At 24.9% G+C, this 23,460-nt stretch carries 20 protein-coding genes; 4 read left to right on the top strand and 16 right to left on the bottom strand.

Features of this window, described 5'->3' with window-relative positions; all coding sequences use genetic code 4:
• Positions 1-7 precede the first annotated feature (7 nt).
• Positions 8-4,426: a hypothetical protein gene (locus MFL_RS02355; protein WP_164919790.1), complete on the bottom strand. Its 4,419-nt coding sequence runs from the start codon at positions 4,424-4,426 to the stop codon at positions 8-10.
• Positions 4,427-4,883: 457 nt separating this feature from the next.
• On the opposite strand from MFL_RS02355, the gene MFL_RS02360 reads away from it, so the two are divergent.
• The 3 genes from MFL_RS02360 (at position 4,884) to MFL_RS03710 (ending at position 5,769) form a co-directional block, all read left to right on the top strand.
• Positions 4,884-5,033 carry a hypothetical protein gene (locus tag MFL_RS02360; protein WP_164919791.1) on the top strand — a complete coding sequence of 50 codons (150 nt, stop codon included), beginning with the start codon at positions 4,884-4,886 and terminating at the stop codon, positions 5,031-5,033.
• A 7-nt stretch (positions 5,034-5,040) separates the two neighbouring features.
• Complete coding sequence (locus MFL_RS03705; protein ID WP_276323388.1) at positions 5,041-5,163, top strand: hypothetical protein; 123 nt, start codon at positions 5,041-5,043, stop codon at positions 5,161-5,163.
• Positions 5,164-5,640: 477 nt separating this feature from the next.
• On the top strand, positions 5,641-5,769 hold the full coding sequence (locus MFL_RS03710; RefSeq protein WP_276323389.1) for a hypothetical protein: 129 nt from the start codon (positions 5,641-5,643) through the stop codon (positions 5,767-5,769).
• Between the two features lie 582 nt (positions 5,770-6,351).
• Here the strand turns inward: MFL_RS03710 and MFL_RS02365 are convergent.
• The 3 genes from MFL_RS02365 to MFL_RS02375 all read right to left on the bottom strand — a co-directional run bounded on the left by MFL_RS02365 (position 6,352) and on the right by MFL_RS02375 (position 12,147).
• Positions 6,352-9,075 (bottom strand): BspA family leucine-rich repeat surface protein, encoded by a 2,724-nt coding sequence (locus MFL_RS02365; protein ID WP_011183344.1) that lies wholly within the window; start codon positions 9,073-9,075, stop codon positions 6,352-6,354.
• A gap of 18 nt (positions 9,076-9,093) precedes the next feature.
• Positions 9,094-9,951 carry a histone-like/ribosomal-like protein gene (locus tag MFL_RS02370; RefSeq protein WP_011183345.1) on the bottom strand — a complete coding sequence of 286 codons (858 nt, stop codon included), beginning with the start codon at positions 9,949-9,951 and terminating at the stop codon, positions 9,094-9,096.
• Positions 9,952-11,421: 1,470 nt separating this feature from the next.
• Positions 11,422-12,147 (bottom strand): hypothetical protein, encoded by a 726-nt coding sequence (locus MFL_RS02375; RefSeq protein WP_011183346.1) that lies wholly within the window; start codon positions 12,145-12,147, stop codon positions 11,422-11,424.
• A 161-nt stretch (positions 12,148-12,308) separates the two neighbouring features.
• On the opposite strand from MFL_RS02375, the gene MFL_RS02380 reads away from it, so the two are divergent.
• The gene (locus tag MFL_RS02380; RefSeq protein WP_164919792.1) at positions 12,309-12,680 is read left to right on the top strand and encodes a hypothetical protein; all 372 of its coding nucleotides are present in this window, start codon (positions 12,309-12,311) and stop codon (positions 12,678-12,680) included.
• Between the two features lie 168 nt (positions 12,681-12,848).
• Here MFL_RS02380 and MFL_RS03715 read toward each other — a convergent pair whose 3' ends face one another.
• The 12 genes from MFL_RS03715 to MFL_RS02435 form a co-directional block, all read right to left on the bottom strand.
• Complete coding sequence (locus MFL_RS03715) at positions 12,849-12,971, bottom strand: hypothetical protein (RefSeq protein ID WP_276323390.1); 123 nt, start codon at positions 12,969-12,971, stop codon at positions 12,849-12,851.
• A 51-nt stretch (positions 12,972-13,022) separates the two neighbouring features.
• Positions 13,023-13,874: a hypothetical protein gene (locus MFL_RS02385; protein WP_011183347.1), complete on the bottom strand. Its 852-nt coding sequence runs from the start codon at positions 13,872-13,874 to the stop codon at positions 13,023-13,025.
• Between the two features lie 2 nt (positions 13,875-13,876).
• A complete protein-coding gene (locus MFL_RS02390) occupies positions 13,877-14,584 on the bottom strand; it encodes an ATP-binding cassette domain-containing protein (protein WP_011183348.1) in 708 nt (235 codons plus the stop codon).
• A gap of 103 nt (positions 14,585-14,687) precedes the next feature.
• Positions 14,688-15,290, bottom strand: a complete 603-nt coding sequence (locus MFL_RS02395; protein ID WP_011183349.1) for a lipoprotein — start codon at positions 15,288-15,290, stop codon at positions 14,688-14,690.
• Between the two features lie 163 nt (positions 15,291-15,453).
• Positions 15,454-16,206, bottom strand: coding sequence for a hypothetical protein (locus MFL_RS02400; RefSeq protein ID WP_011183350.1), 753 nt, complete (start codon positions 16,204-16,206; stop codon positions 15,454-15,456).
• Positions 16,207-16,285: 79 nt separating this feature from the next.
• Positions 16,286-17,122 carry a hypothetical protein gene (locus tag MFL_RS02405; RefSeq protein WP_011183351.1) on the bottom strand — a complete coding sequence of 279 codons (837 nt, stop codon included), beginning with the start codon at positions 17,120-17,122 and terminating at the stop codon, positions 16,286-16,288.
• A gap of 81 nt (positions 17,123-17,203) precedes the next feature.
• Positions 17,204-17,971 carry a hypothetical protein gene (locus MFL_RS02410; RefSeq protein WP_011183352.1) on the bottom strand — a complete coding sequence of 256 codons (768 nt, stop codon included), beginning with the start codon at positions 17,969-17,971 and terminating at the stop codon, positions 17,204-17,206.
• A gap of 146 nt (positions 17,972-18,117) precedes the next feature.
• Positions 18,118-18,345, bottom strand: coding sequence for a helix-turn-helix domain-containing protein (locus MFL_RS02415; protein WP_011183353.1), 228 nt, complete (start codon positions 18,343-18,345; stop codon positions 18,118-18,120).
• The gene (locus MFL_RS02420; RefSeq protein WP_011183354.1) at positions 18,332-19,465 is read right to left on the bottom strand and encodes an HU family DNA-binding protein; all 1,134 of its coding nucleotides are present in this window, start codon (positions 19,463-19,465) and stop codon (positions 18,332-18,334) included. Before MFL_RS02420 ends, MFL_RS02415 begins: the two co-directional genes overlap by 14 nt.
• 77 nt (positions 19,466-19,542) lie before the next feature.
• Entirely contained in the window at positions 19,543-19,779 is a 237-nt protein-coding gene (locus MFL_RS02425; RefSeq protein WP_011183355.1) for a hypothetical protein, read from the bottom strand.
• A gap of 19 nt (positions 19,780-19,798) precedes the next feature.
• Entirely contained in the window at positions 19,799-21,391 is a 1,593-nt protein-coding gene (locus MFL_RS02430) for a Vmc-like lipoprotein signal peptide domain-containing protein (protein ID WP_011183356.1), read from the bottom strand.
• A gap of 25 nt (positions 21,392-21,416) precedes the next feature.
• Positions 21,417-23,438, bottom strand: coding sequence for a hypothetical protein (locus MFL_RS02435; RefSeq protein WP_011183357.1), 2,022 nt, complete (start codon positions 23,436-23,438; stop codon positions 21,417-21,419).
• Positions 23,439-23,460 lie beyond the last annotated feature (22 nt).

Below are 23,460 nucleotides of genomic sequence, written 5' to 3' on the forward strand. Positions count from 1 at the left end.
TAACTAATTAGTTAGAATATTTATCTGAAATTATTGAGTATGAGAATATAGAAAGAGCTTCTGATTCTGGTTCTTCACCATTACCTGAGTCTGTTGATCAAGTTACAACAAAAGTTACTTTAGAACCATCAACAACTTTATCTGAACCTTTTCCTGTTATTTCAACACTTGTTGTTGCTTCATCATCAGTACGAGCAACTGTAAAGTCTACATAATCAGTTCCATTTACTAATCCAGCTGCAGTTAACACAGTTTCAATTTGTGTTTTAACAGTTGAAACATCATTTCCTTTAGCAGCTGAAATTTTTAAATCATCAGCTTTAATAATATCTGCTAAATCTTTTGAAAAGTCTGTTGATCAAGTTACAACAAAAGTTACTTTAGAACCATCAACAACTTTATCTGAACCTTTTCCTGTTATTTCAACACTTGTTGTTGCTTCATCATCAGTACGAGCAACTGTAAAGTCTACATAATCAGTTCCATTTACTAATCCAGCTGCAGTTAACACAGTTTCAATTTGTATTTTAACAGCTGAAGCATCATTTCCTTTAGCCGCTGAAATTTTTAAATCATCAGCTTTAATAATATCTGCTAAATATTTTGAAAAGTCTGTTGATCAAGTTACAACAAAAGTTACTTTAGAACCATCAACAACTTTATCTGAACCTTTTCCTGTTATTTCAACACTTGTTGTTGCTTCATCATCAGTACGAGCAACTGTAAAGTCTACATAATCAGTTCCATTTACTAATCCAGCTGCAGTTAACACCGTTTCAATTTGTGTTTTAACAGCTGAATCATCATTTCCTTTAGCAGCTGAAATTTTTAAATCATCAGCTTTAATAATATCTGCTAAATCTTTTGAAAAGTCTGTTGATCAAGTTACAACAAAAGTTACTTTAGAACCATCAACAACTTTATCTGAACCTTTTCCTGTTATTTCAACACTTGTTGTTGCTTCATCATCAGTACGAGCAACTGTAAAGTCTACATAATCAGTTCCATTTACTAATCCAGCTGCAGTTAACACAGTTTCAATTTGTGTTTTAACAGTTGAAACATCATTTCCTTTAGCAGCTGAAATTTTTAAATCATCAGCTTTAATAATATCTGCTAAATCTTTTGAAAAGTCTGTTGATCAAGTTACAACAAAAGTTACTTTAGAACCATCAACAACTTTATCTGAACCTTTTCCTGTTATTTCAACACTTGTTGTTGCTTCATCATCAGTACGAGCAACTGTAAAGTCTACATAATCAGTTCCATTTACTAATCCAGCTGCAGTTAACACAGTTTCAATTTGTGTTTTAACAGCTGAAACATCATTTCCTTTAGCAGCTGAAATTTTTAAATCATCAGCTTTAATAATATCTGCTAAATCTTTTGAAAAGTCTGTTGATCAAGTTACAACAAAAGTTACTTTAGAACCATCAACAACTTTATCTGAACCTTTTCCTGTTATTTCAACACTTGTTGTTGCTTCATCATCAGTACGAGCAACTGTAAAGTCTACATAATCAGTTCCATTTACTAATCCAGCTGCAGTTAACACAGTTTCAATTTGTATTTTAACAGCTGAAACATCATTTCCTTTAGCAGCTGAAATTTTTAAATCATCAGCTTTAATAATATCTGCTAAATCTTTTGAAAAGTCTATTGATCAAGTTACAACAAAAGTTACTTTAGAACCATCAACAACTTTATCTGAACCTTTTCCTGTTATTTCAACACTTGTTGTTGCTTCATCATCAGTACGAGCAACTGTAAAGTCTACATAATCAGTTCCATTTACTAATCCAGCTGCAGTTAACACAGTTTCAATTTGTATTTTAACAGTTGAAACATCATTTCCTTTAGCAGCTGAAATTTTTAAATCATCAGCTTTAATAATATCTGCTAAATCTTTTGAAAAGTCTGTTGATCAAGTTACAACAAAAGTTACTTTAGAACCATCAACAACTTTATCTGAACCTTTTCCTGTTATTTCAACACTTGTTGTTGCTTCATCATCAGTACGAGCAACTGTAAAGTCTACATAATCAGTTCCATTTACTAATCCAGCTGCAGTTAACACAGTTTCAATTTGTGTTTTAACAGTTGAAACATCATTTCCTTTAGCAGCTGAAATTTTTAAATCATCAGCTTTAATAATATCTGCTAAATCTTTTGAAAAGTCTGTTGATCAAGTTACAACAAAAGTTACTTTAGAACCATCAACAACTTTATCTGAACCTTTTCCTGTTATTTCAACACTTGTTGTTGCTTCATCATCAGTACGAGCAACTGTAAAGTCTACATAATCAGTTCCATTTACTAATCCAGCTGCAGTTAACACAGTTTCAATTTGTGTTTTAACAGTTGAAACATCATTTCCTTTAGCAGCTGAAATTTTTAAATCATCAGCTTTAATAATATCTGCTAAATCTTTTGAAAAGTCTGTTGATCAAGTTACAACAAAAGTTACTTTAGAACCATCAACAACTTTATCTGAACCTTTTCCTGTTATTTCAACACTTGTTGTTGCTTCATCATCAGTACGAGCAACTGTAAAGTCTACATAATCAGTTCCATTTACTAATCCAGCTGCAGTTAACACAGTTTCAATTTGTGTTTTAACAGCTGAAGCATCATTTCCTTTAGCAGCTGAAATTTTTAAATCATCAGCTTTAATAATATCTGCTAAATTTTGTGAAGAATTACCAACTCTAGCTTTTACACTAAAATCATTTTTTCCTTCAATTACATAATTTTCTTTAAATGTAACAGTAAATTTAATTGTTTCATCGTTTCAGTCTTTTGGTGTTTCTGTTGGATAAATAACACTATCAACACCAGTAATAGCTTGTACTGCATTTGTAATATCTTCTTGAGCTGCTTCAATGTTTGCATATGATTTTCCGTTAATAGCAACTTCAGCCGCTGTTTGAATATCACTAGCTAAAACTTTATATGATTTTCAAGTATGAGGTAAAGTTACATCTCCTGTATAAACAAATTCGTTTTCATCATTAGAATTACCAATAAATTTTCATTCTTTTGTATTTTTTACTACATTTGAATTATCATCTTTTAACAGAATAACTTCCTCTACTGTAATTTGCCCTTTATTAAATTCAGTATCAACAGCTTTTTGCAATTCATCTAGAGTTCATGTTTTTTCTTCATAATCTTTATCCTTTAAGATAGTTTCTAATTCATTTTTAATTGTACTTATATTGGCAGTAACTTTATAATCATGAGTAACTTTAAGTTCTCCTTGATATTGTTTGTTATTTTCTTTTGAACCTTGACCTGTAATAACAAATTTTTCTGTTTTTTTACCTAGTTCAGAATTATCATAAGTTACAGTTGAATCATCTTCAGTAACATCAAATTCTTCAGAACCATATTTAGTATTTAATGCAGATTGCAATCCATCTTTAGTTCAAGCTTGATTTTTATGTGCTTCATCATTAACAAAACTTGTTAATTCTTGTTTAAATTCTTCATTAGTTGATATATCTGTTCTTGACATTAAATTTACAGTAACTTCTACTGTGTTAGTTGTTTGTTCTAAAACATAACCAGTTGATAATGTTAAAGTAACTGTAAAACTTGATTTATCATCTTCAACAGATTTATTATATTTAGCCTCAGCTTTTTCAATACCTTTAATTCCTGTTGGTTCTGCATCACTTGCTGCTTCTTTATAAGCAAATGCAGCTTCAATAGCTGATTTAGCAGCTTCTTTATTATCAAATTTATCGTGATTTGCTAAATCAGTAACAACAGTATTTATTTGTGCATTGCTAATTACAGTTTGTTTTGTATATGTATGAGTTAATGTTATTTCACCTATATACTTTAATGTATTTTCTGGATCTGTTGTTGCATTACCTGTAAATGTAAATTCAGCTTTTTTCTTTGTTTCACCAGTATAGTTATTATCGTCACTATAAGTTCCACCAGAAACTGCTATTTCACCATTTCCAAATTCAGAATCTATCTTAGTTTGTAAATCAGTAACAGTTCATTCATCATGAGGTTTTTCAGATAGAATGCTTGTCAGTCTTGTTGAAATAACTGAAATATCTTCAGCTTTATTATCTTTTACTTCATAAGTTTGAGTTAATGTTAATTGACCTGTATATTTTTTATTATTTGCTTTAAATATAAATTCAGCTTTAGCTATACTTGTTACTTTAGTATAGTCTTTAAATGAAACTGTAATTTCACCTTCACCAAATTCAGTATCTACTTTTTTTTGTAATTCTGATACATCTCATTTTGCATCAGTTTTTGATTTTAAAATTGCTTCCAATTTTGATTGCAAGATTCTAATATCGTTTTGCTTTTTCTTGTCTGCATTAGCTATAGCTACACCAGCTACAACAACGTTTGTTGTTAATGTAACAACCACTAATAATGCTAATAATTTTTTCATATAAACCCCCATATTTAATTGTTTTTTTACAATAAATACTCCAATTTTAGATTATTAATTCAAAAAAAACTCCAAAATGGGAATTTTTTCGTCTTTTTTTATTGAATTTACCAAAAAAAAAAAAAAAAGGCCAAAAACACTACTTTTTGACCCTTTTTTGACATTAAAATAAGCTATAACCATAGGTTAAAAAATAGCTTTTTTATCACTAATTAAATATACTAATGATCAAATTCAACTAAAAATATTAATTGATATTACTGATGTAACTATAAATAGTATTTAAATAACTCTATTTTTAGATAATTTTAATCTTCATGCAAATATTATATTTAATAAATTAATAGCAGTTAAACTAGTTGCAACAATTACTATAATCATCATTATTTGATTAAAGTAAGCAATAAACTGGGAAAAATAAAATTTACATTTCTGAAAAAGAAAGGTAGATTTTTTTATGTCTAAATTTTTAACAAAAAAACAAAGAATAAATATTATAAAAATAAATGATGAATTAAGTATTAATAAAGCAGCTATAGAGTATTTAAAAATAACTGGAAAAGAGGTTGGTCTAAAAGAATTAGAAATAAAAGTTTTTTTTAGATAATAAAGGTATGAAAGCACTACAAAGAAAAGCAGGTAATTTTAGACCGCCAAAAAGAGATGATTCTGATATTCCTTCAATTATTGATAAATTAAATGAAAACAAAAAATGAAATAATTGAAGCTTGAATTAAAGAACAAAGAAATAATAAAGAATAAAAACTCTGTAAAGAAAATTAAGTCATTAAATAATACTTTAAGATCAAAAATTTCTACAATACATAGAACAACTTTTTATATTACGTAAAAAGAAAGGAATTATAAATTTGACTATTTGAAAAATAAAGTAATTGATATTTTTAATAACAGCAAAGGATTTTATGGAAGCAGAAAAATAGCAATCATTTTATCTCAAAATGGGTTATATATAAACGATAGAACTTTGAGAAATTACATGATTAGATAAGGTTTAATAACACTTACATGTAAAAAGAAACGCAAAGCAGAAATTAAAAATACAAAAATTAAATAAAGAGATTAATCAAAAGAAATTATAATCCCGAATTAGATAATATCGTAGCTACAGATGTTTCTTATATACCTGCAACATCAACATATAATGATGTTTATTTATCAGTTGCGATTAGTCACAAAACTAAAAAAATAGAATCATGAAAAATTTCTGAAAATATGATGTAAAATTAGTTTTTGATACTTTAGATAAGCTAAACTGAAAAGGGTTTATTTTGCATTCTGATCATGGTTTTCAATATTCTTCTTATGAAGTTACTAAAAAGTAAAAAAATCAATTCACAAATATCTATGAGTAGAATTGGAAACTCATTAGATAACAGAGAAGTTGAATATTTCTTTAGTGTGTAAAGGGCGAATACTTAAATAGAATAAATACTCAAAAAATGAAAATTTAAATAAATTTATAAACACATGCAATGATATATAAGTTGATACAATAATCATAGAATATAGAAAGTTTTAAATTGAAAAACGCCAGCATGAGCTAGCGTTAATTAATTATTTAAAGTGTAGATTTATTTTTTCCCAGTTTATGATGCAAATGAAAATTTTAAATAATTAATTCTTAAAAAAGTATTCTTAATAAATTATACATTTAAATAAATATTTTCTTGTAAAAAGACACTAATGAAAATATTAATTGATTATTAAAATATAATTAGCTAAAAAAACTAATTTTGCCAATTAAGGAAATGATAATATAATTAAAATATTGAAAAATTAATATCTGATAAAATACCTAAACCTAGAATTAACTTAGGTATTTTGTGATAATTCTAACAAGAAATATGACACTTTAAAAACACTAATCTATACTTTGAGATAGTCAAAAAAATTATTTTCATTTATTAATTATTTTCAGGAAATTTTGGTTGTCTTTCCTTGGCTCAATTTCCCCCTTGATGATAAAAATTAGCAAAATATTCAACATTTTTAACATCTCAATTAGAAATATCAACATTAAAAGCTTGAGCACGATAAAACATATAACTCATGTTAGTTACACTTGAGATATTTCATTTTGAAATATCTTGATTAAAAGCTTGAGCACCAAAAAACATACTACTCATATCTGTTACCTTTGATGTATCTCATGCTACATATTTTTCATTATTTTTTTCTACTTCTTTTGTTGAAATATCACAATTAAAAGCTTGAGCACCAGAAAACATATTACTCATGTTAGTTACACTTGAAGTATTTCATTTTGAAATATCACCATTAAAAGCATAAGTTTCAGAAAACATACTACTCATATCAGTTACTTTTGATGTATCTCATGCAACATATTTTTCATTATTTTTTTCTACTTCTTTTGTTGAAATATCACCATTAAAAGCTTGAGCACCAGAAAACATACTACTCATATCAGTTACACTTGAAGTATTTCATTTTGAAATATCACCATTAAAAGCTTCAGCTTCAGAAAACATACCACTCATATTAGTTACTTTTGATGTATCTCATGCAACATATTTTTCATTATTTTGATCTACTTCTTTTGTTGAAATATCACCATTAAAATTTTGAGCACCTAAAAACATATTACTCATGTCAGTTACACTTGAAGTATTTCATTTTGAAATATCACCATTAAAAGCATAAGTATGATAAAACATATTACTCATATCAGTTACTTTTGATGTATCTCATGCAACATATTTTTCATTATTTTGATCTACTTCTTTTGTTGAAATATCACCATTAAAAGCTGAAGCATCAGAAAACATACTACTCATGTTAGTTACACTTGAAGTATTTCATTTTGAAATATCACCATTAAAAGCATAAGTATGATAAAACATATTACTCATATCAGTTACTTTTGATGTATCTCATGCAACATATTTTTCATTATTTTGATCTACTTCTTTTGTTGAAATATCACCATTAAAAGCTGAAGCACGAGAAAACATATTACTCATGTCAGTTACACTTGAAGTATTTCATTTTGAAATATCGCCATTAAAAGCATAAGTATCAGAAAACATACCACTCATGTTAGTTACACTTGAAGTATTTCATTTTGAAATATCACCATTAAAAGCTGAAGAACCAGAAAACATATTACTCATATCAGTTACTTTTGATGTATCTCATGCAACATATTTTTCATTATTTTGATCTACTTCTTTTGTTGAAATATCACCATTAAAAGCTTGAGCACCATAAAACATATTACTCATGTCAGTTACACTTGAAGTATTTCATTTTGAAATACCAAAATCCACAATATCACTTTGTGCAAAAATTCAATTCATATTAGTTACATTCGAAACATTTCAACCTGATAAGTCAATATTACTAAATGTTGTAAGTTTGAATGTTCCTTCCATGGAATTTACATTTGAAGTATCTCATTTTTTGATATCACTTAAATGATCTCCAGAATTAGAATTAGCATAAAATAAATAGTTCAAAGATTTTATGTTTTCATTTAATTTATTTGGATAAACTATATCCTCTGAAAAACGAGTAAAAATGTTTATTGGTTCATTATTGTCTTCTTCAAAAAATATTCCACAAACTTGACCATTATTATATCAACCAAACTCGATTATTTCAGTAAATTCAATTTCATCTCAATCTTTAGAACTTGTTCCTTTAAATTCTTTGCTATGGATATTTTCATCTTTATCTATTTTATAAAACATAAGTGTTGAATTTAAAACTGTTTTTATTTTAAATTCGCCATCAAATTCTGATTTTCATTCATAGTTATGGGTGTTTAATGATACTTTTATTGTAATTTCGTGCTCCTTATCTCATTCCACTTCTCCTAATTTTTTAATTTCAATCTTTGGTTCAGTTGTTAAATCAGGATTTATTATTTTATTGAAAGTTTCAATAATAGCTTTTTTAGCTTCACTCTCATCATATTCTTGAAGAATAGCTGATTTAAAAGATTTTTCCATTACATTTTGATCAATTTTAATAACTTTAGATACTGAAATATTCACATTAAATTTACCTTCAAATGATAAATCATCTCAAACATAATTTTCTTCGAGCATTACTTTAACTTCAAAAGTTTTTTCCTCAAATGCATATGATGTTAATATTTTAGCTTCAACAGTTTTAATTCCAGAAACATTTTTTAATGAATTATTAAGTTCAGCAATAGCTTCATCCTCAGTTAAATTTTTACCCTGAATTGATTCATTTAACATAGTTTGAATTTCTTCTTTTTTAATGACATCATAAGTTCCAACTTTTGCTGAAACTGTGAATTCACCATTAAATGATAAATCATCTCAAATATAATTTTCTTCGAGCATTACTTTAACTTCAAAAGTTTTTTCCTCAAATGCATATGATGTTAATATTTTAGCTTCAACAGTTTTAATTCCAGAAACATTTTTTAATGAATTATTAAGCTCAGCAATAGCTTCATCTTCAGTTAAATTTTTATTCTTAATAGATTCTTCTAATTTCTTTTGTATTTCATTCTGATCAATTTTATTATAAGCAGGGGGTTTATTTAATTTTTTCATCGACTCATAAGAAACAATTCCTGTAAGAACACTTGCTGTTAAAGATAAAACAGCTAATAATTGTAATAATTTTTTCATATTTCTCCTTTATATTTTTTAATTTTTAATTTCATTTTTTACTTTTTTCATATAAGCAATTAATTCTTTTTTTGTCAGGTTTCTCAAATTAACTTTTTGTAATTTTTTTGATAATTCTTTTTCAATCGCAATGCTTCTTAATTTATTTGAGTATTTTTGCAATTCATTTCTTTGTTCATCAATATTGCGTGATCCATCAATTTTAGCTCTTTCAGAGACTGACATTTTTGGCGTAACTTCTTTTTTAGCTATAGTTTTTCTCTCTTTAAAGTTGACTTCTTCAATATACTCCTCAGCGGTTTCCACTAAGCTATCTTTATATTTTGTTTCCATTTTTGAAACAAAGTCATGTGCATCTTCATCAGAAACATTAGAGTCTTTTTTAAAATTGATTTTTTTTATTTTGTTACTTGAATTGGCTGTTTTTTTACTTTTGTCATTTTGATTAGATGCTGGTTCAATTTCCAATATATTATTATTATTATTATTATTTAAAAGCTCATAAATAATAAAACCTAGCATGCAGGTAATTCCAACGATTAGAATTCAGTTGATTAATAAATCTCAAAAAATTGGAAGTAAGAATATATATCCACCGTTTACACTGTATAATAATCGAAATTCTGAAAATGACTTTGAACCTATTGGTCCTGTGAAAAAAGAACTTGTTATTTTTCCATTAGCAAATCAGTTAACATCTGTCTTGTTTATTAAACTAAATTCTGATTCAAAAATTACTTTTCATTGACTAGTTCCATTTATTGCCTGATTTATCATCTTAAACATGAATGCTAAAATTATCAAGATAATTATCATTAAGAATCAAGTTAAGATATTTTTAAATTTATTTTGATTTACTTTTAGTATTTTTTTCATTTTATCTCCTTTTATTTCCTTTTCATTTTGTTATTTTTTTGTTGAAATCCTGATTAAAAGTTTTGTTTTCTTTATTTTTATAAAGTAAAATTAAGTTTTTATTTTATTTAAATATTCACTAATATTCTAATTAAATTCATTAATTTAGTAAAACCTGGAGAAGTAAGGGCTAGGAAATTTTAAACTAATATATTATTATATAAATTGAATCTTCTTTAAAGATTTTTTCATGTATTTTTTTATATATAATAATAATTAATTTAGCACGATATAGGTTTTTTCACTTCTTTAAGACTAGATTCTGAACTATAAACTCCACTAGCTCTTAAAGTATGAAATGTTAGTTTTTATTAAATTTTGGTTTTGTGTTTAAATGATCCTATATGAATAAAATTTTATTTAAACTCAATGTTTTGGTAGATATTTTACTAAAATACTTTCAGATACTAAAGAAATAATATTGCAATTAAAAAAGCTAAAAGTAGAATCATTATTTCTATTTATTTTGATAACATTCTTCAGAAAATTAAAATTTTGTGAATTAATTTTTCAATTTATTTTGAAGATGATAATTAATTTATAATAAAGCCCATATTTTAAATAAATGCTCATTTTACTATCCACCTTTATTTTTTAAAGATCTAAAAGTTTAGTAAACTTAATTAATAATTATTTTTGTGTAAATTTTATTTTTTAAGTTACTGTTTGCTACTTTCAATTCTTTAATTTCTAAAAGATATAATTTATGCTAGGTATTTTTTATATATAGTAATCTTTATAATAAATACACTTATAAGGTGGTTATTTATAATGTTAGCAAAAAAAAAAAAAAAAGGCAAATTACCTAATAATTTGCTTATTCAAGAAACCTTTCCTCAAATTCCAACACACAAAATGTATTATTTGCCAATCACTTAAATTATGATTTTAATTTTTATTGATGCTTGAAATACATTTTATACAACAATAACATTTAAAAAAGAAATATTTCATCATGTTTGAAATTTTGATACTCTAATAAATAAGAATTAGTATCTTGTTTGAATATATAATAATTTCGAACATGAAAAATATTATGGATGCTTTTAATTTTGCAAAGCAAAAAACAATTGAGTCTTTCACAAAATACTATAAGTTTTATAAGTAAAAGTTATCTTATAAAATCTTTTAATAATATATGTTATTACTTGTTTTTTGGTATGTCTCTAACTATATTTTTTATAAACCTAATTTATTAAAGGTGCATTACCTAGTCCTGAATTACATCCAAATAAAATTGCTCTTATATAATTATTTGGTAATTCTACTTGCCATCTTTAAAAAAATTTTATGAGAAATATTTTAAAACAAATTCAAAATAATTTAAATTGATAAATTAATATTTATTAAAATATTGAATATATTTTCTAATCTTTTTCTTTATTATATTTTTAAAATATATTTAAAACTATTAAATTAAAAAATTATATTCTAAAATACTTCTTTTCGATCATTAAATAAATATACTAATGATCCAATTCAGCTAAAGATATTAATTGATAATACTGATGTAATTATAAATAGAATTTTAATTACTTTATTTTTAACTAACATTAATCTTCAAGCAAAGATAATGTTTAATAGATTAATTATAGTTACACTAGTTGAAACAATTACTATAATAAACATAATTTCATTAAAGTTATCTAACTTTAACTTTTTAATTAAATCTCTTAAGAAATCTAAATTAACATTATCAGGAATTTTAATTTCACCAAAGTCTAAGAAGTCATTAATTAATTTTACAAAATCATCTTTTGGTAATATTTGATTAAATAAATCCTTAACTTCTTGAGCCGATAGTGTTACAACTTCATTTTTAATTTTTACTGTTATATCACCTTTTAAGCTATCTAATACTTTTTGATAAATCTCTTCAGGATTAGTTTTATCTTTAACTGTTTGTATTGCATCATTGATCAATTTCTCTATATTAGTCTTTAAATCTTTTTCTAAATTATCAACTAAAGTTATAAAGTTTTCTTGACGTATATAAATAAAAATTAAGATAGAAATTAAAGAAAACATTATTAGTCCAATAATTGTAGTAGAAGAACCAAATAAGTTAAGTAGAATCCCATTCTTTCTACGTATGACTTTTTTATTAAATTTCTTTTCCTCTTTTGAAGGTTTTTGCTTAATTACTTTTTCTTTCATTTAATAGTTTCCTTAATTCTAATTAACTTGATTTTACTTGTTTAAAAAACAAAAGTAATGAAAATCACTAATAATATGAATACAAAACAAAAAAACAGTAATTAAAAAACTGTTTTTTTATCATTAACCATAAATACCAACATTCCAATTCATTTATAATATTGATTGATAATATTGAAGTAATAATAAATAAAGGTTTTGAAATTTTGCCTTTAACTACAATTAATCTTGAAGAAAAAATAATATTTAATAAATTAATAGCTGTTAATACTGCTGCAACTATTACTAAAAGAAAATCCATATTTTTAACTATATCTAAATCTAGTTTAACAATTACTGTATTTATAAATTCTGCATTAACAGTTTCATGTAATTGTACAGAACCACCATTGTCTAGTGAATTTTGAATTACTTGTGTTAATGTTGTTTTATCAAATACAGTTCCAAAAACATCTTTTACTTGTTCAAGACTTAAATGTTTTTTACCAAAGTTTAATCCGTTATCTTGAATTAATAATATTATTTTATTATAGATTTCTTCAGCTGATAAACCTTGTTGTGGATTAGCATCTCTTATTAATTGTTCTAAAGTATCTTGAATTTTTGTTTAAGTTAAATTATTTAATATTTCTAAATATTTATAATTAATCCTACTTTTCTTCTTTTAACATTTTTATTAAATTTCTTTTACTTCTTTGTTTTTATTTACAATCTCAAATTTTTTTAGCTATTGGTTGAATAACTTTTTTAGTTGATTTTGTTGCTGGTTTTTTTGTCGTTGATTCTTTTGTGGTTTGTGCACTTGTTTTCTTAGTGTTTGCCATAAAAAATCCTATTTTCTATTTTTAAATTAAAATATAAAAAACTTACTATTTCTAGTAAGTTGCTTTACGATTTTGTAATGTTCATAATCAAATGAATAAAATGATAAATGCAATATTATATGCATACCCTGCAAATATTAATCAGTTATTAGCATTTCATCAAAAACTTGACCCTGATGAAACTGATGGAATCATAAATAAAATTCAGCCAATTATACTTCGATAAAAATTGTCTACTAATAATAACGGAATTAACGAAAAGTTAGCACTAACTAATAAATATTGAATGAAAAAGAAAGCGATAATAATAATTACTTTTATAGCTCCTTTTTTCGGTAAAGCTTGAATTAATACTGATAGTAATAAACCTAAGAAATAAGCTGATAGTACTTTTAATACTAAAGTTGCAAAGAATTGTAAATTCATTAGTTCAATTACTTTAACTGACGAAATAGCTGTAGTTAAACCAAATATAATAATTATTATTAGAGTTGCTATAATTGCTTGTGCTATTAATAATATTGCATTATAGATTAAGCCAAAGTTTTTAATTTGGTATCTTTTGATTCCACCAAATAAGAATATACGGTTAACTTTTTTGCTTATATTATCATTAAGTGTGCTTTTCATACTTGTGATTGAAAAAACTAGCATTAAAGCACCAACTATCATCATAACAACACCCACTGTTAACTCTGTTTTATCTGGTTCATCAACTAAAGCCATTTTAACAGCAACATAGCTTAATAAACTAATAGTTCCAATTAAAGCTATTGTAAATAAAGATAAAATTACAAAACCAGATTTGAAGCCATTAAAGAAGTTATATTTAAAATAAATAGCAAATTTATTTTTAGTAGGAAATTTTGCACTTAAATGCATTTTTTTATTATTTGATCTCATAATTAAAAATCCCCTATTTCAGTAAATTCATAAAATGATTTAAAGCTTTCTCTTAAATTTGATTTATGATCTTTAATATTTACATCTTTAACAATAGTGTTATCTTTAATAATTAATCCACGATCACAAAATTTTTCAACTTCGTCTAGAATATGACTACAATAAATAATAGTTAAATCTTTTTCTTTTAATTTATCCATAATTTTTTCAAATAATTCTACAGCAATTGGATCTAATCCTCTTGTTGGTTCATCAAAAATTAAAATTTCTTTATCTCCAGATATTGCTAAAATAATTTTTAATTTTTGTACCATACCAGATGATAAACTACCAATTAATGAACTATCATTTAAATCAAATGCTAATACTTTAGCAAACATTTCAATGTTAGTGTTAAATTTTTCACTATTTTCTAATTCTTTAATATATCCTACATACTCAGATACACTTAATTTTTTAGGAATATCTAAATTAGCTGATATATAGCCAATTTTACTAATATCAAAATTCTTATCTGTTGACTTAATACCATTAATAAGAATTTCACCTTTTCTTGGTAAGTGAAAACCTAATAATAGTTCAATAAAAGTTGTTTTACCAGCTCCATTAGGACCAACTAAACCTATTTGTTCTTTATCAATAATAATATTTACACCTTTTAATCCTTTATTAGATGCAAACATTTTATCTACGTTTTTAAATTCAATCATAAATAATACCTTTAACCTTATTTAAAATAGATTATAACTAAATATAAAATAAAAAAGACCATATGGTCTTTTAAAAAATATTTAATTTAAGTATTTTTATAAATTATTCAGCTAGCTGAGCAATAGTTAAAACTAATTGACCTTCAACTAACTCTGATGAATCGTTTGCTTTAATTGTAATTGTTCCTGTAGCTTCATTTGTTGCATCTACTTTAGTAATTGTTACATCTTCAGCTTTTAAACCAGATAAACCTTCTACTTTAACTAATTCTGCAATTACAGCTAAGTCTTCAGTATCATTTTTTGCTACAAAATCAGTTAATTCAATTTTTGATAAATCTACTTTAGTAACTTCTGGATTAGTGTTTTCTTCTGTCCCTTTGTAAGTTACATTGTAAACAGTTTCACCATCTTTGATTTTAGCACCTTTTAAAGTGATTCCTTCAACAGTTGCTTGTTCACTAACAGTTAAATCTTTATTCTTAGCTTTAAAAGCATCTAAAATAACTGCTGCATTAGTTTTACCCTCTTTATTTTTTGCATCTGCTTTGTATTGTTCTCTAATTGGTGTACCAGCAATTGTGATATCTCCCAACGCTAAAATAACTTTGTCCCCTGGATCTGTAGTATTGCTACATGAAACAGCAACTGAAGCTCCTGTTGCTGTTAAACCAACAGCTCCTAATATTGATAATAATTTTTTCATTATTTATCCCCTTTTCTTATTAAATATTAAAAGCAAGAAAAATCTTACCTTGCATAAATTATAAAACTAAATTTTTTCAAATTGTGAGTTTGGAATAAAAAAAAAAAAAAAAGCAAAATTTTGGAAAAAATTCTCAAAATTTTGATCTTTTTACTCTTTTTGGCTAAGTTATTGATAAAACAAAACGTTTATATTTAATACTTTGAATTAAGTTATTATTATAAACTAATCATAAATGTTGCAATGAAAATCAAACAAAGAAGGTTATTATTAAATACAATACATATAATCAAACTGAATTACCTATAAATAAGTTTTGAAAGTCTACAAATGGATAAGGATATCTTCCTGTATTAAGGTTTTGTAAATATAACTCTCCCCTTATATATACATATGCTAAATAACTTGCTGCATAGATAAATACAATGTAGATATCTCATTTCTTATAAAAGTTATATTCATATCTTTCATTGCCCATACTAAATTGATAGATAATAAATAATAATATAGGACAAATTAAATGCGTTACTATGGTACAGATTATTTGATTAGTACCATAGTTAACTATACTATCTTCTCCAGACTTAACATAATATACTACACCCATTCAAAATATTAAAAATACTAACATATTTAAATTCATAATAGCCATTCTAAAACGATCAGTTAATATTCCATGCTTTTCTTTTTTATCAAAATTAATGATATAGATAATTAATCAAACTATTGTCATAATATTAACTTGCACTGAAAAGAAACTCATTAAGATATCATAATTTGTAAATGCATTTTTACTATATCAATATTCAACAAAGCTTGAAAGGTAAAATCCTCAGCATAAAAAACCTATAAATAGTAGACAAGCTATTAAATGATAATATCAAATTCAATTTTTATAATATGGTTTTGTTTTCATACTATAATTTAATCATAAAAAAACAAAAGACTATAGTGAGTCTTTTGAACTTATTATTAAAGTTAAATAAATTTTGCATTTAAACATTTATAGTTGTATTAAAGTAATATTTAAGCATTACACTACCTTGATAATATTCATCATTATCATCAACATTTATAATTACATAAAAAAGATTTGGTTCTACTTCTTCTTTATAAATAACAAATAATCTATTTATAAGTTGTGGTACTAATTTATAAACACTATTTAAGATTCCTTCATCAGTATTTTCTTCAACTTGAATAAAACTTCCTTCTTCTATTAAAGAATTAATTTCAATTTGAAATTTTGGTATTTCTTCTTCTTTATAAATAGTTATGTTGATAATAACATTACCTTGATATATTGGATCTTTATCATATACAGATAAATTTCATTCTAATTCAGTTAATCTTTCAAGTAGTAAATTAGTAGAAATTAATTCGGGATAAATTTCTTTAATTTTGTTTAAGATATTTAATTCATTTAGTTCACTATTTTCATCTAATATAATGTTTTTGTCTAAAACTATATCAATCAATTCTTTTTTAACTGATGGTAATTTTGGTATCTCTTCATTTTTAATTAAACTAAACTCTTTAAAACCTTCATAGTATAAATCATTATCATCAACATGGACTTCTCACTCTAGTTCAAAGGAAACTAGTTTTAATTTACAATCATTTAATTTTGGATATGCTACTTTTATTGCGTTTAAAATATTATCTTTATTTATTTCCATTCAATAAGGTATCTCAATATAATTGTCAGTAAATATTGTTTTTATATCAGTTTTTACAATTATTGGTATCTCTTTTGTGTCACAACTAATTACTATTGTTGATGTACACATTGTTAAAGTTAAACCTGTTAATAAATTAAGTAATTTTTTCATAAACTTTCCTTTGTGAGGTGTTACCCTCAACTTCATTTTATGACTTAAAAATAAATAAAAAAATGGTTTTAAACCATTTTGTTAAATATATAATTCTATAATACATTCACCATAATAAAGCACTTCATTTGAATCTATAATAATTGATCAATGAGATTTGTCTAATTTAATCGCTGACATTTTAATATTATTTAATTCAGGATAGCTATTTCTAATTAACTTTAAAACTAATATCTCGTGTGTGTTTAAAGTTGTTACTTTAAACTCTTTTTGATTTATGACTTCTTGTATATCTTTAACAATGAAAACTTTTAATATTAAATAGCCATCATAATTTTCATCACTTGTTTCAGCTAATATTTTTCAAGTATTATTATATTTCTCACAAATTAAATTAGCATTTTCTAAAATAGGGTTATTCTTTTTAAAATTGTAAATTATCGTATCTGGATTTTCTTCTGCTAATTTTAAATAAATGTTTGGATAAAAGATATTGATATTAGTTTTTTGTTTTATTTCTATTTGTATAAAACCAATGTAAATATTCTCATTTAAACTGGTTAAGAAATATTCTTCATTTTTAATTACAGATAATTCATTTCAATCTATGTTAATTTCTTTATTTAAAAAAATGAACTTTTCTAATATTAATTTTTCATTGAGTTCTTCATCACTTAATAATACAACTTTTGTTATTAAATCTAAAGACTTTAAGTCTATTGGTTCATTGTTAATTTCTGGTTGTTCAATATTATTTTTATCATAATCATTAGTAGTACAAGCAACCAGACTACTAATTACAATTGTTGAAAGACTAATTCCTGTTATAAATAGTAATAATTTTTTCATAATTTTATTCCTTTATACTTTCTAATTGTTATTAAGTATTAGAAAAGCAAAAAAGCAATTAATATAATGATTTTTATTTTTAAATAAAAAAGAACCTTACAGTAAGTAAAGTTCCTTAAATATATTTTTTCAGTATAAAGTACAAATTAAGCTTTTAATAATTCTTGAGGTGTTGTTTCAAGTCCTTCAATAAGTTTTTGTAAAATTTTAATTGTTATATTTCTTCTTCCTCTTTCAAAATCAGAAATATAATTTTTTGAAATGCCACATCTAAAGCCTAATTCTTCTTGAGTTAAACCTTTACTAGATCTAATCTTTCTTAAATTAGCTGCAATAATCAAAATTAAATCGTCTTCACCACTATACTTTTTCATTATTTAAACTTTCTCTTAAACCTTTTAAAGATTTAAACTTGATTGTCTTACGTGAAGGAACCATTTTTAATTCACCAGTTTTCATATCTTTCATTGTTGTTTCATCTACAAAAACAGTTGAAAACTTAGCAAAATTATTAATTTTGATTTCTGAACCTTCATTAACTAAATTGTTTTCCATTAATTCAAATAAACTATCAACAATTTTTTTAATTTTAACTTTTGTCAATTTATTTTCATTATTTGAAAAAATTGAATTAACCAAATCATTTTTTGTTACCTTATTTTTTCTTATTACGGGCTTTTTTTGATTTATTTTACCTGCCTCAACAACATCAATATTTTCTGATTGTTTTTTTTCATTAATTTGATTTATATTTTCATTTTCAGTAATTTTAATTTCTCCGTCTGTTGAAGCATCTTTAAAATTAAGATATTGATATTCAACTTTTCTTAATTCATTACCTATTTTTTTCATAAATAGAATTAATTCTTTTTTAGTCATTTCTTCTAAAACTACATCATCAACTTCTATATTATTTAAAATTGCGTAATTTCTAATTTTATAAGCATTTTTAACTAACTCACTTAAATTTTCTTTGATTAAAACTGATCCATCTGTTTTTGCTCTTTGTTGTAACAAAGTCAAATCGTTATCACTTTCATTATTAATTTCTTCAAAAAATGTTTTGTCTTCCTCAAAATGAGGATATAAATCAATATCAGGATTTTCAACTTCTAATACTATTTCAGTTTCAACTTTTTGATTTTTTATTGAAGCTTTAAAATCTTTTTTTGCTTTTTTTGCTTTTTTGTTTTTAAATTTAATAATTAGAACAATTCAAGTAAGTACTAAAATAGGTAAAACTATTAGCAAAATAATATTCGATATATAATCAATTAAATTTGGCAAACTTAGATCTGTTGGGGGAATTATTCCAATAGTTTTAAATGCATCTAAAATATCCGTATTATTTACTAATGCATTTACTATTTTCATTAAAAAGAAAATAACTATTGTAATTAATACAGAAAACGCCAAGCTTACTTTAATTACATTACTTTTTGATTTTTTTAAAAAATTATTTTTTTGCTTTTTATTTTTTTCTTGTTTTTCCATTAGTATCCTTTCTAAATACAAAACCCTTCTTTTATTTAAAGAAGGGTTCAAAGTTATTTTTGATAAACCATTTCTTATTATAAATTTATTCGATTTATAATATCTTCTAAATCATTAATCAATTTATTTAATTGTGAGTTAATCATTTCAGCATCTGATATAGAAATTCTAAATTCACCTAATTTAAGTAAATTTTTATTTGAACTAACTTCATTAATTAAATTTTTACTTAATTGTTTTTTAAATTTAATTAAATCTTCTAAATTAGTTTCTACATCATGACCACTAAAAAATTTTTTAATTTGTTCTGTCATAATCTTTTATCTTTCTATTTTAATCAACTACAGCAATTTCTTGAAGTAGAACATTTAATGTTCTATTTGCAGCTTTATATGTACCATTACTGTTTTTTGTTAAAAATACTGCGTAATAACTAGTATTTTGAGTATTTTCAATAGTTGTTCTAGTCAATGCGTTGCTTGAAGAAACAAACTCATCTATTGATTTAGTTTGCCCTAAAACGCTCTCAATATTATTATTTAAGTTTTCTTGAGTTTTATCAAAGAATAAAACTTCATCAACTTTAAATAAACTTTCACTTGCATCAGAACCATAGTTAAATGCAGTTGTATTCGTAAAGTAATAACTGTTAACAGATTCACTTATTTTTTTGTCTTTATCATCACCAGTAAAAATATTTAAACTTTTTACAAATTCTTTTTGTTGAAGTTTATCATTATCTTGGTTTCATTCATTAGTAATTTGTTGATTTGATAAATATTCTTTTTGAATTTTACTTGTTGTGTTAACATTTTTATCAAACTGAATAAATTGTGGTTCAATGTATTTATTACCTTTACTTGTCAAGACATGTCATTTTAAAGGATTTGATTGTATTTTTAAAATTTCAATCTCTGTTTTTATTTTATATTGTTCACTTTCAATTACTTCTTTTGAAAATTCATAACCAACATTTGGTTTTAAATTGACACTAACTTGATTTGTTCAATAAATTGAATCAATATTTGTTTCATTTTCAGTTATTCCTGAATCAGTAATACTATCAATTGCAATTTGTTCGTTTGCTAAAATTTCTTTTTGTTGAGTTAAAAGCTTATCATGAAAATCATTATAATCGCTAAATTTTTCGTTTTTAATTCAATCATTGATTGATTTTGTTGCTTCAGTTATAACAGTGTCTTCTATAATAACTGCATCTACAATTGTTCCTTGACATGTAAATTTTTTATCTTCCTCAGTAACTTCATCTTCAAATTCATAGTATCCATCATCATTATTTTTAATTCCAATTGTTCCACTTATTTCAAATTTTGTAAGTTTTGGAATTGATGGATCAGTTGGCTGAGTTGAATCAAGAATTGTTACTGTAATAGTTTTAAAAACTAATCCTTCAGCTGGAGTGCCTGGAATATTTGCATTTGGTACAAATGTACTTCTAACAGCATTTTCACTTTTGAAATAAATTGTATCTAAAAAGCTTTGTAACGCTGTTATAGTTGTGGCCAATTCTTGTTGACTTATTTTTTTCTTAGGTGCTGGTTTGTTTCCACCAAAGTTATAAATTAAAGTTATTGAGCCTGTATATTTGTAACCATTTTTTGAAGTACCATTACCAGTAAATACAATACTTTGTTGTTTATTGGTAATTGTTCCTTCTTTTATTTCATCACTAGCTTTTACACTAATTCCACCAGCTTCATCAACCTTTTGATTAACAAGTTCTGCTTCTAGTTCATCATTAGTTCAAGGCTCTTGATCATTTTCTTTACTATGCAATATTATAGTCAAAAATCTTTCAATTGAATCAATATTTTGTTTTTCCGCTTTAGTAGAACATGATACAGCAATCGTTGATGCTGAACTTGTAACTACTAAAGATGATAACACTAATAATAATTTTTTCATTTTCAGCTTCCTCTCTTATTTTTAATTATTGAACTCTTTCAATGAAAGTATATCTACCATGTGATTGAATATCAAATCTTTGACCTTTACCAAAAGAAACGTCTAATAAATCAGTTGAAATACCAAAAGTTAAAGCTGAATTATTTCTTGTAGACATTGATAAACCACTCATTAACATTGTTCCATTGTTACCTGTATATGATGAATCTGCAATTGTTGCGCTTCTTACACCTCTATAATTTGATTGAGATGAATTTCTGTTTACATCTGAATAAGTTAAGTTTAAATAAGTTAAACCTTCGATTTTTGAAATTAAGTTTTGTTCTTTAATTTGTTGAGCTTCAACTCCTGTGTTTAAACTTAATGCATTTGCAAAATTAGTTCCATTAATTGTTCCATTCATTGCGCCTGTTTCTTTTCAGTAATCTCAAATATTAAAATCTGTTCCATCTTCTTTTTTGACACCTGTTTTACCTGACATTTTAAATTTATTTTGTTTTTGTTGCAATGAGGCATTTGGTGATGATCAAATATCACTTTCAGAAATACCATAGAACTTGTGGAATGTATTTAACATTTGTTCAATTCCTTTATAGTATGCACTAAATATTTTTGATGTTTGGGGGCTATTTACTTCAGAAGCTGATGTTGCTTTATTGTCAATAGCGATTGAATATGTGAAACCAACATCACTTAATCTTTGAGTATATCCATTTCGTAAAGAAATAGTTAAACCTTTATTTGTAATTGTTTCACTTGAAATTGACATTGCTAATAAATCAGGAGTTCTTTCATTTTCTTGAATCACTGATGTTTGAACTCTTCTGTCATATTCACTTTTTAATTTATTATTATAATTTTGTAAAACTTGTTGTCATTGATTTTCAAGAGATTTATATAATACTTGATCTCCATTAACTCTTGAACCGTCTAATTGAATTTGATCTGTTGTCTTAACTTTTCCAAAGAAAGTATTTCATTCAGGTCATGCGCCTTGATCAAACTCAACACTAATTTTTCCTGTGTTGCTGAAATGATTTGTTTGCTCTTGTCTAATAATATCATTTTCATTATAGTAACTTACATTTATTGCGTTAACAACAGCAGAGCTAGTATTTCTAAAGTATTTGTTTTCAATAGTTGAAGTCATAGATTTTGCAAAGCTTTGATTGTACTTATTAATTGCTGATTTATAAGTTGTTGTATTAGCAGTTAATACATCTTGAATTGTTAAGCTTGGCTCTAGAGCTTTTAATGTTTCAAAATCAATGTAAACTTTTGAATTTGCTTCTTTTAACATGTCTCCTGCTAATTCATTACTAATTTTGTTAATTGCAGCAATAATTTCACCATTATCAGAAACAGTAATAACAACTGTTCCTCTTACAGTATTTGTCACAGTAGCTTGTTCAGCATCTCTGTATCTATAAGTTGATGAGAAGTTTAGGTTCATACCTGATATAAATCCTTCACCATCAGCTCCTGTATTACCATAAGTCATTTCTGCATTTTCATAGTCGAATTTAATATCATCAATTCATCTTGAACCAAAGCTTCCAATTAAAACGCTATATGTTGAAGTACTAATAGCATTTCTTAAATCTACCATTGCTTTAGCAGGACTTAATAGTGATTCAACATTTGAAGTTAAATCTTTTTGTTGATCAGGTGTTAAAACATCATAAAACTTAACTGATTGTTCATTTGCATATGTTGAAGTTTCAGGCCCTGTTTCTCCACCACCTGTTCCAGCTGATGCTTGATCATAAATTGATTTTAAATTATCTTTTTGGAAGAAAATTAAACCATTATTTGAGGCTTCTGTATCTAATAGAGTTGATCTTGTTGCCATTGGAGATGAAACAATTGTTGAAAATTTAGTTTGAACTTCAGATTCAAATTGTCTTATTAATTGTCTTATTGCTTCTTTTTCTTTTTCTGCTGGATCAACTGGTGGCTCAACTGGATCTTTTGAACATGAAATCACAGCCATTGATGAAGTACCAACTACAGCGAATGATGATAATATTAATAATAATTTTTTCATTTTTATTTTTTTCCTTTTCTTT

This window comes from Mesoplasma florum L1 (assembly GCF_000008305.1).
In the GTDB taxonomy this organism is placed as follows: domain Bacteria; phylum Bacillota_I; class Bacilli_A; order Mycoplasmatales; family Mycoplasmataceae; genus Mesoplasma; species Mesoplasma florum.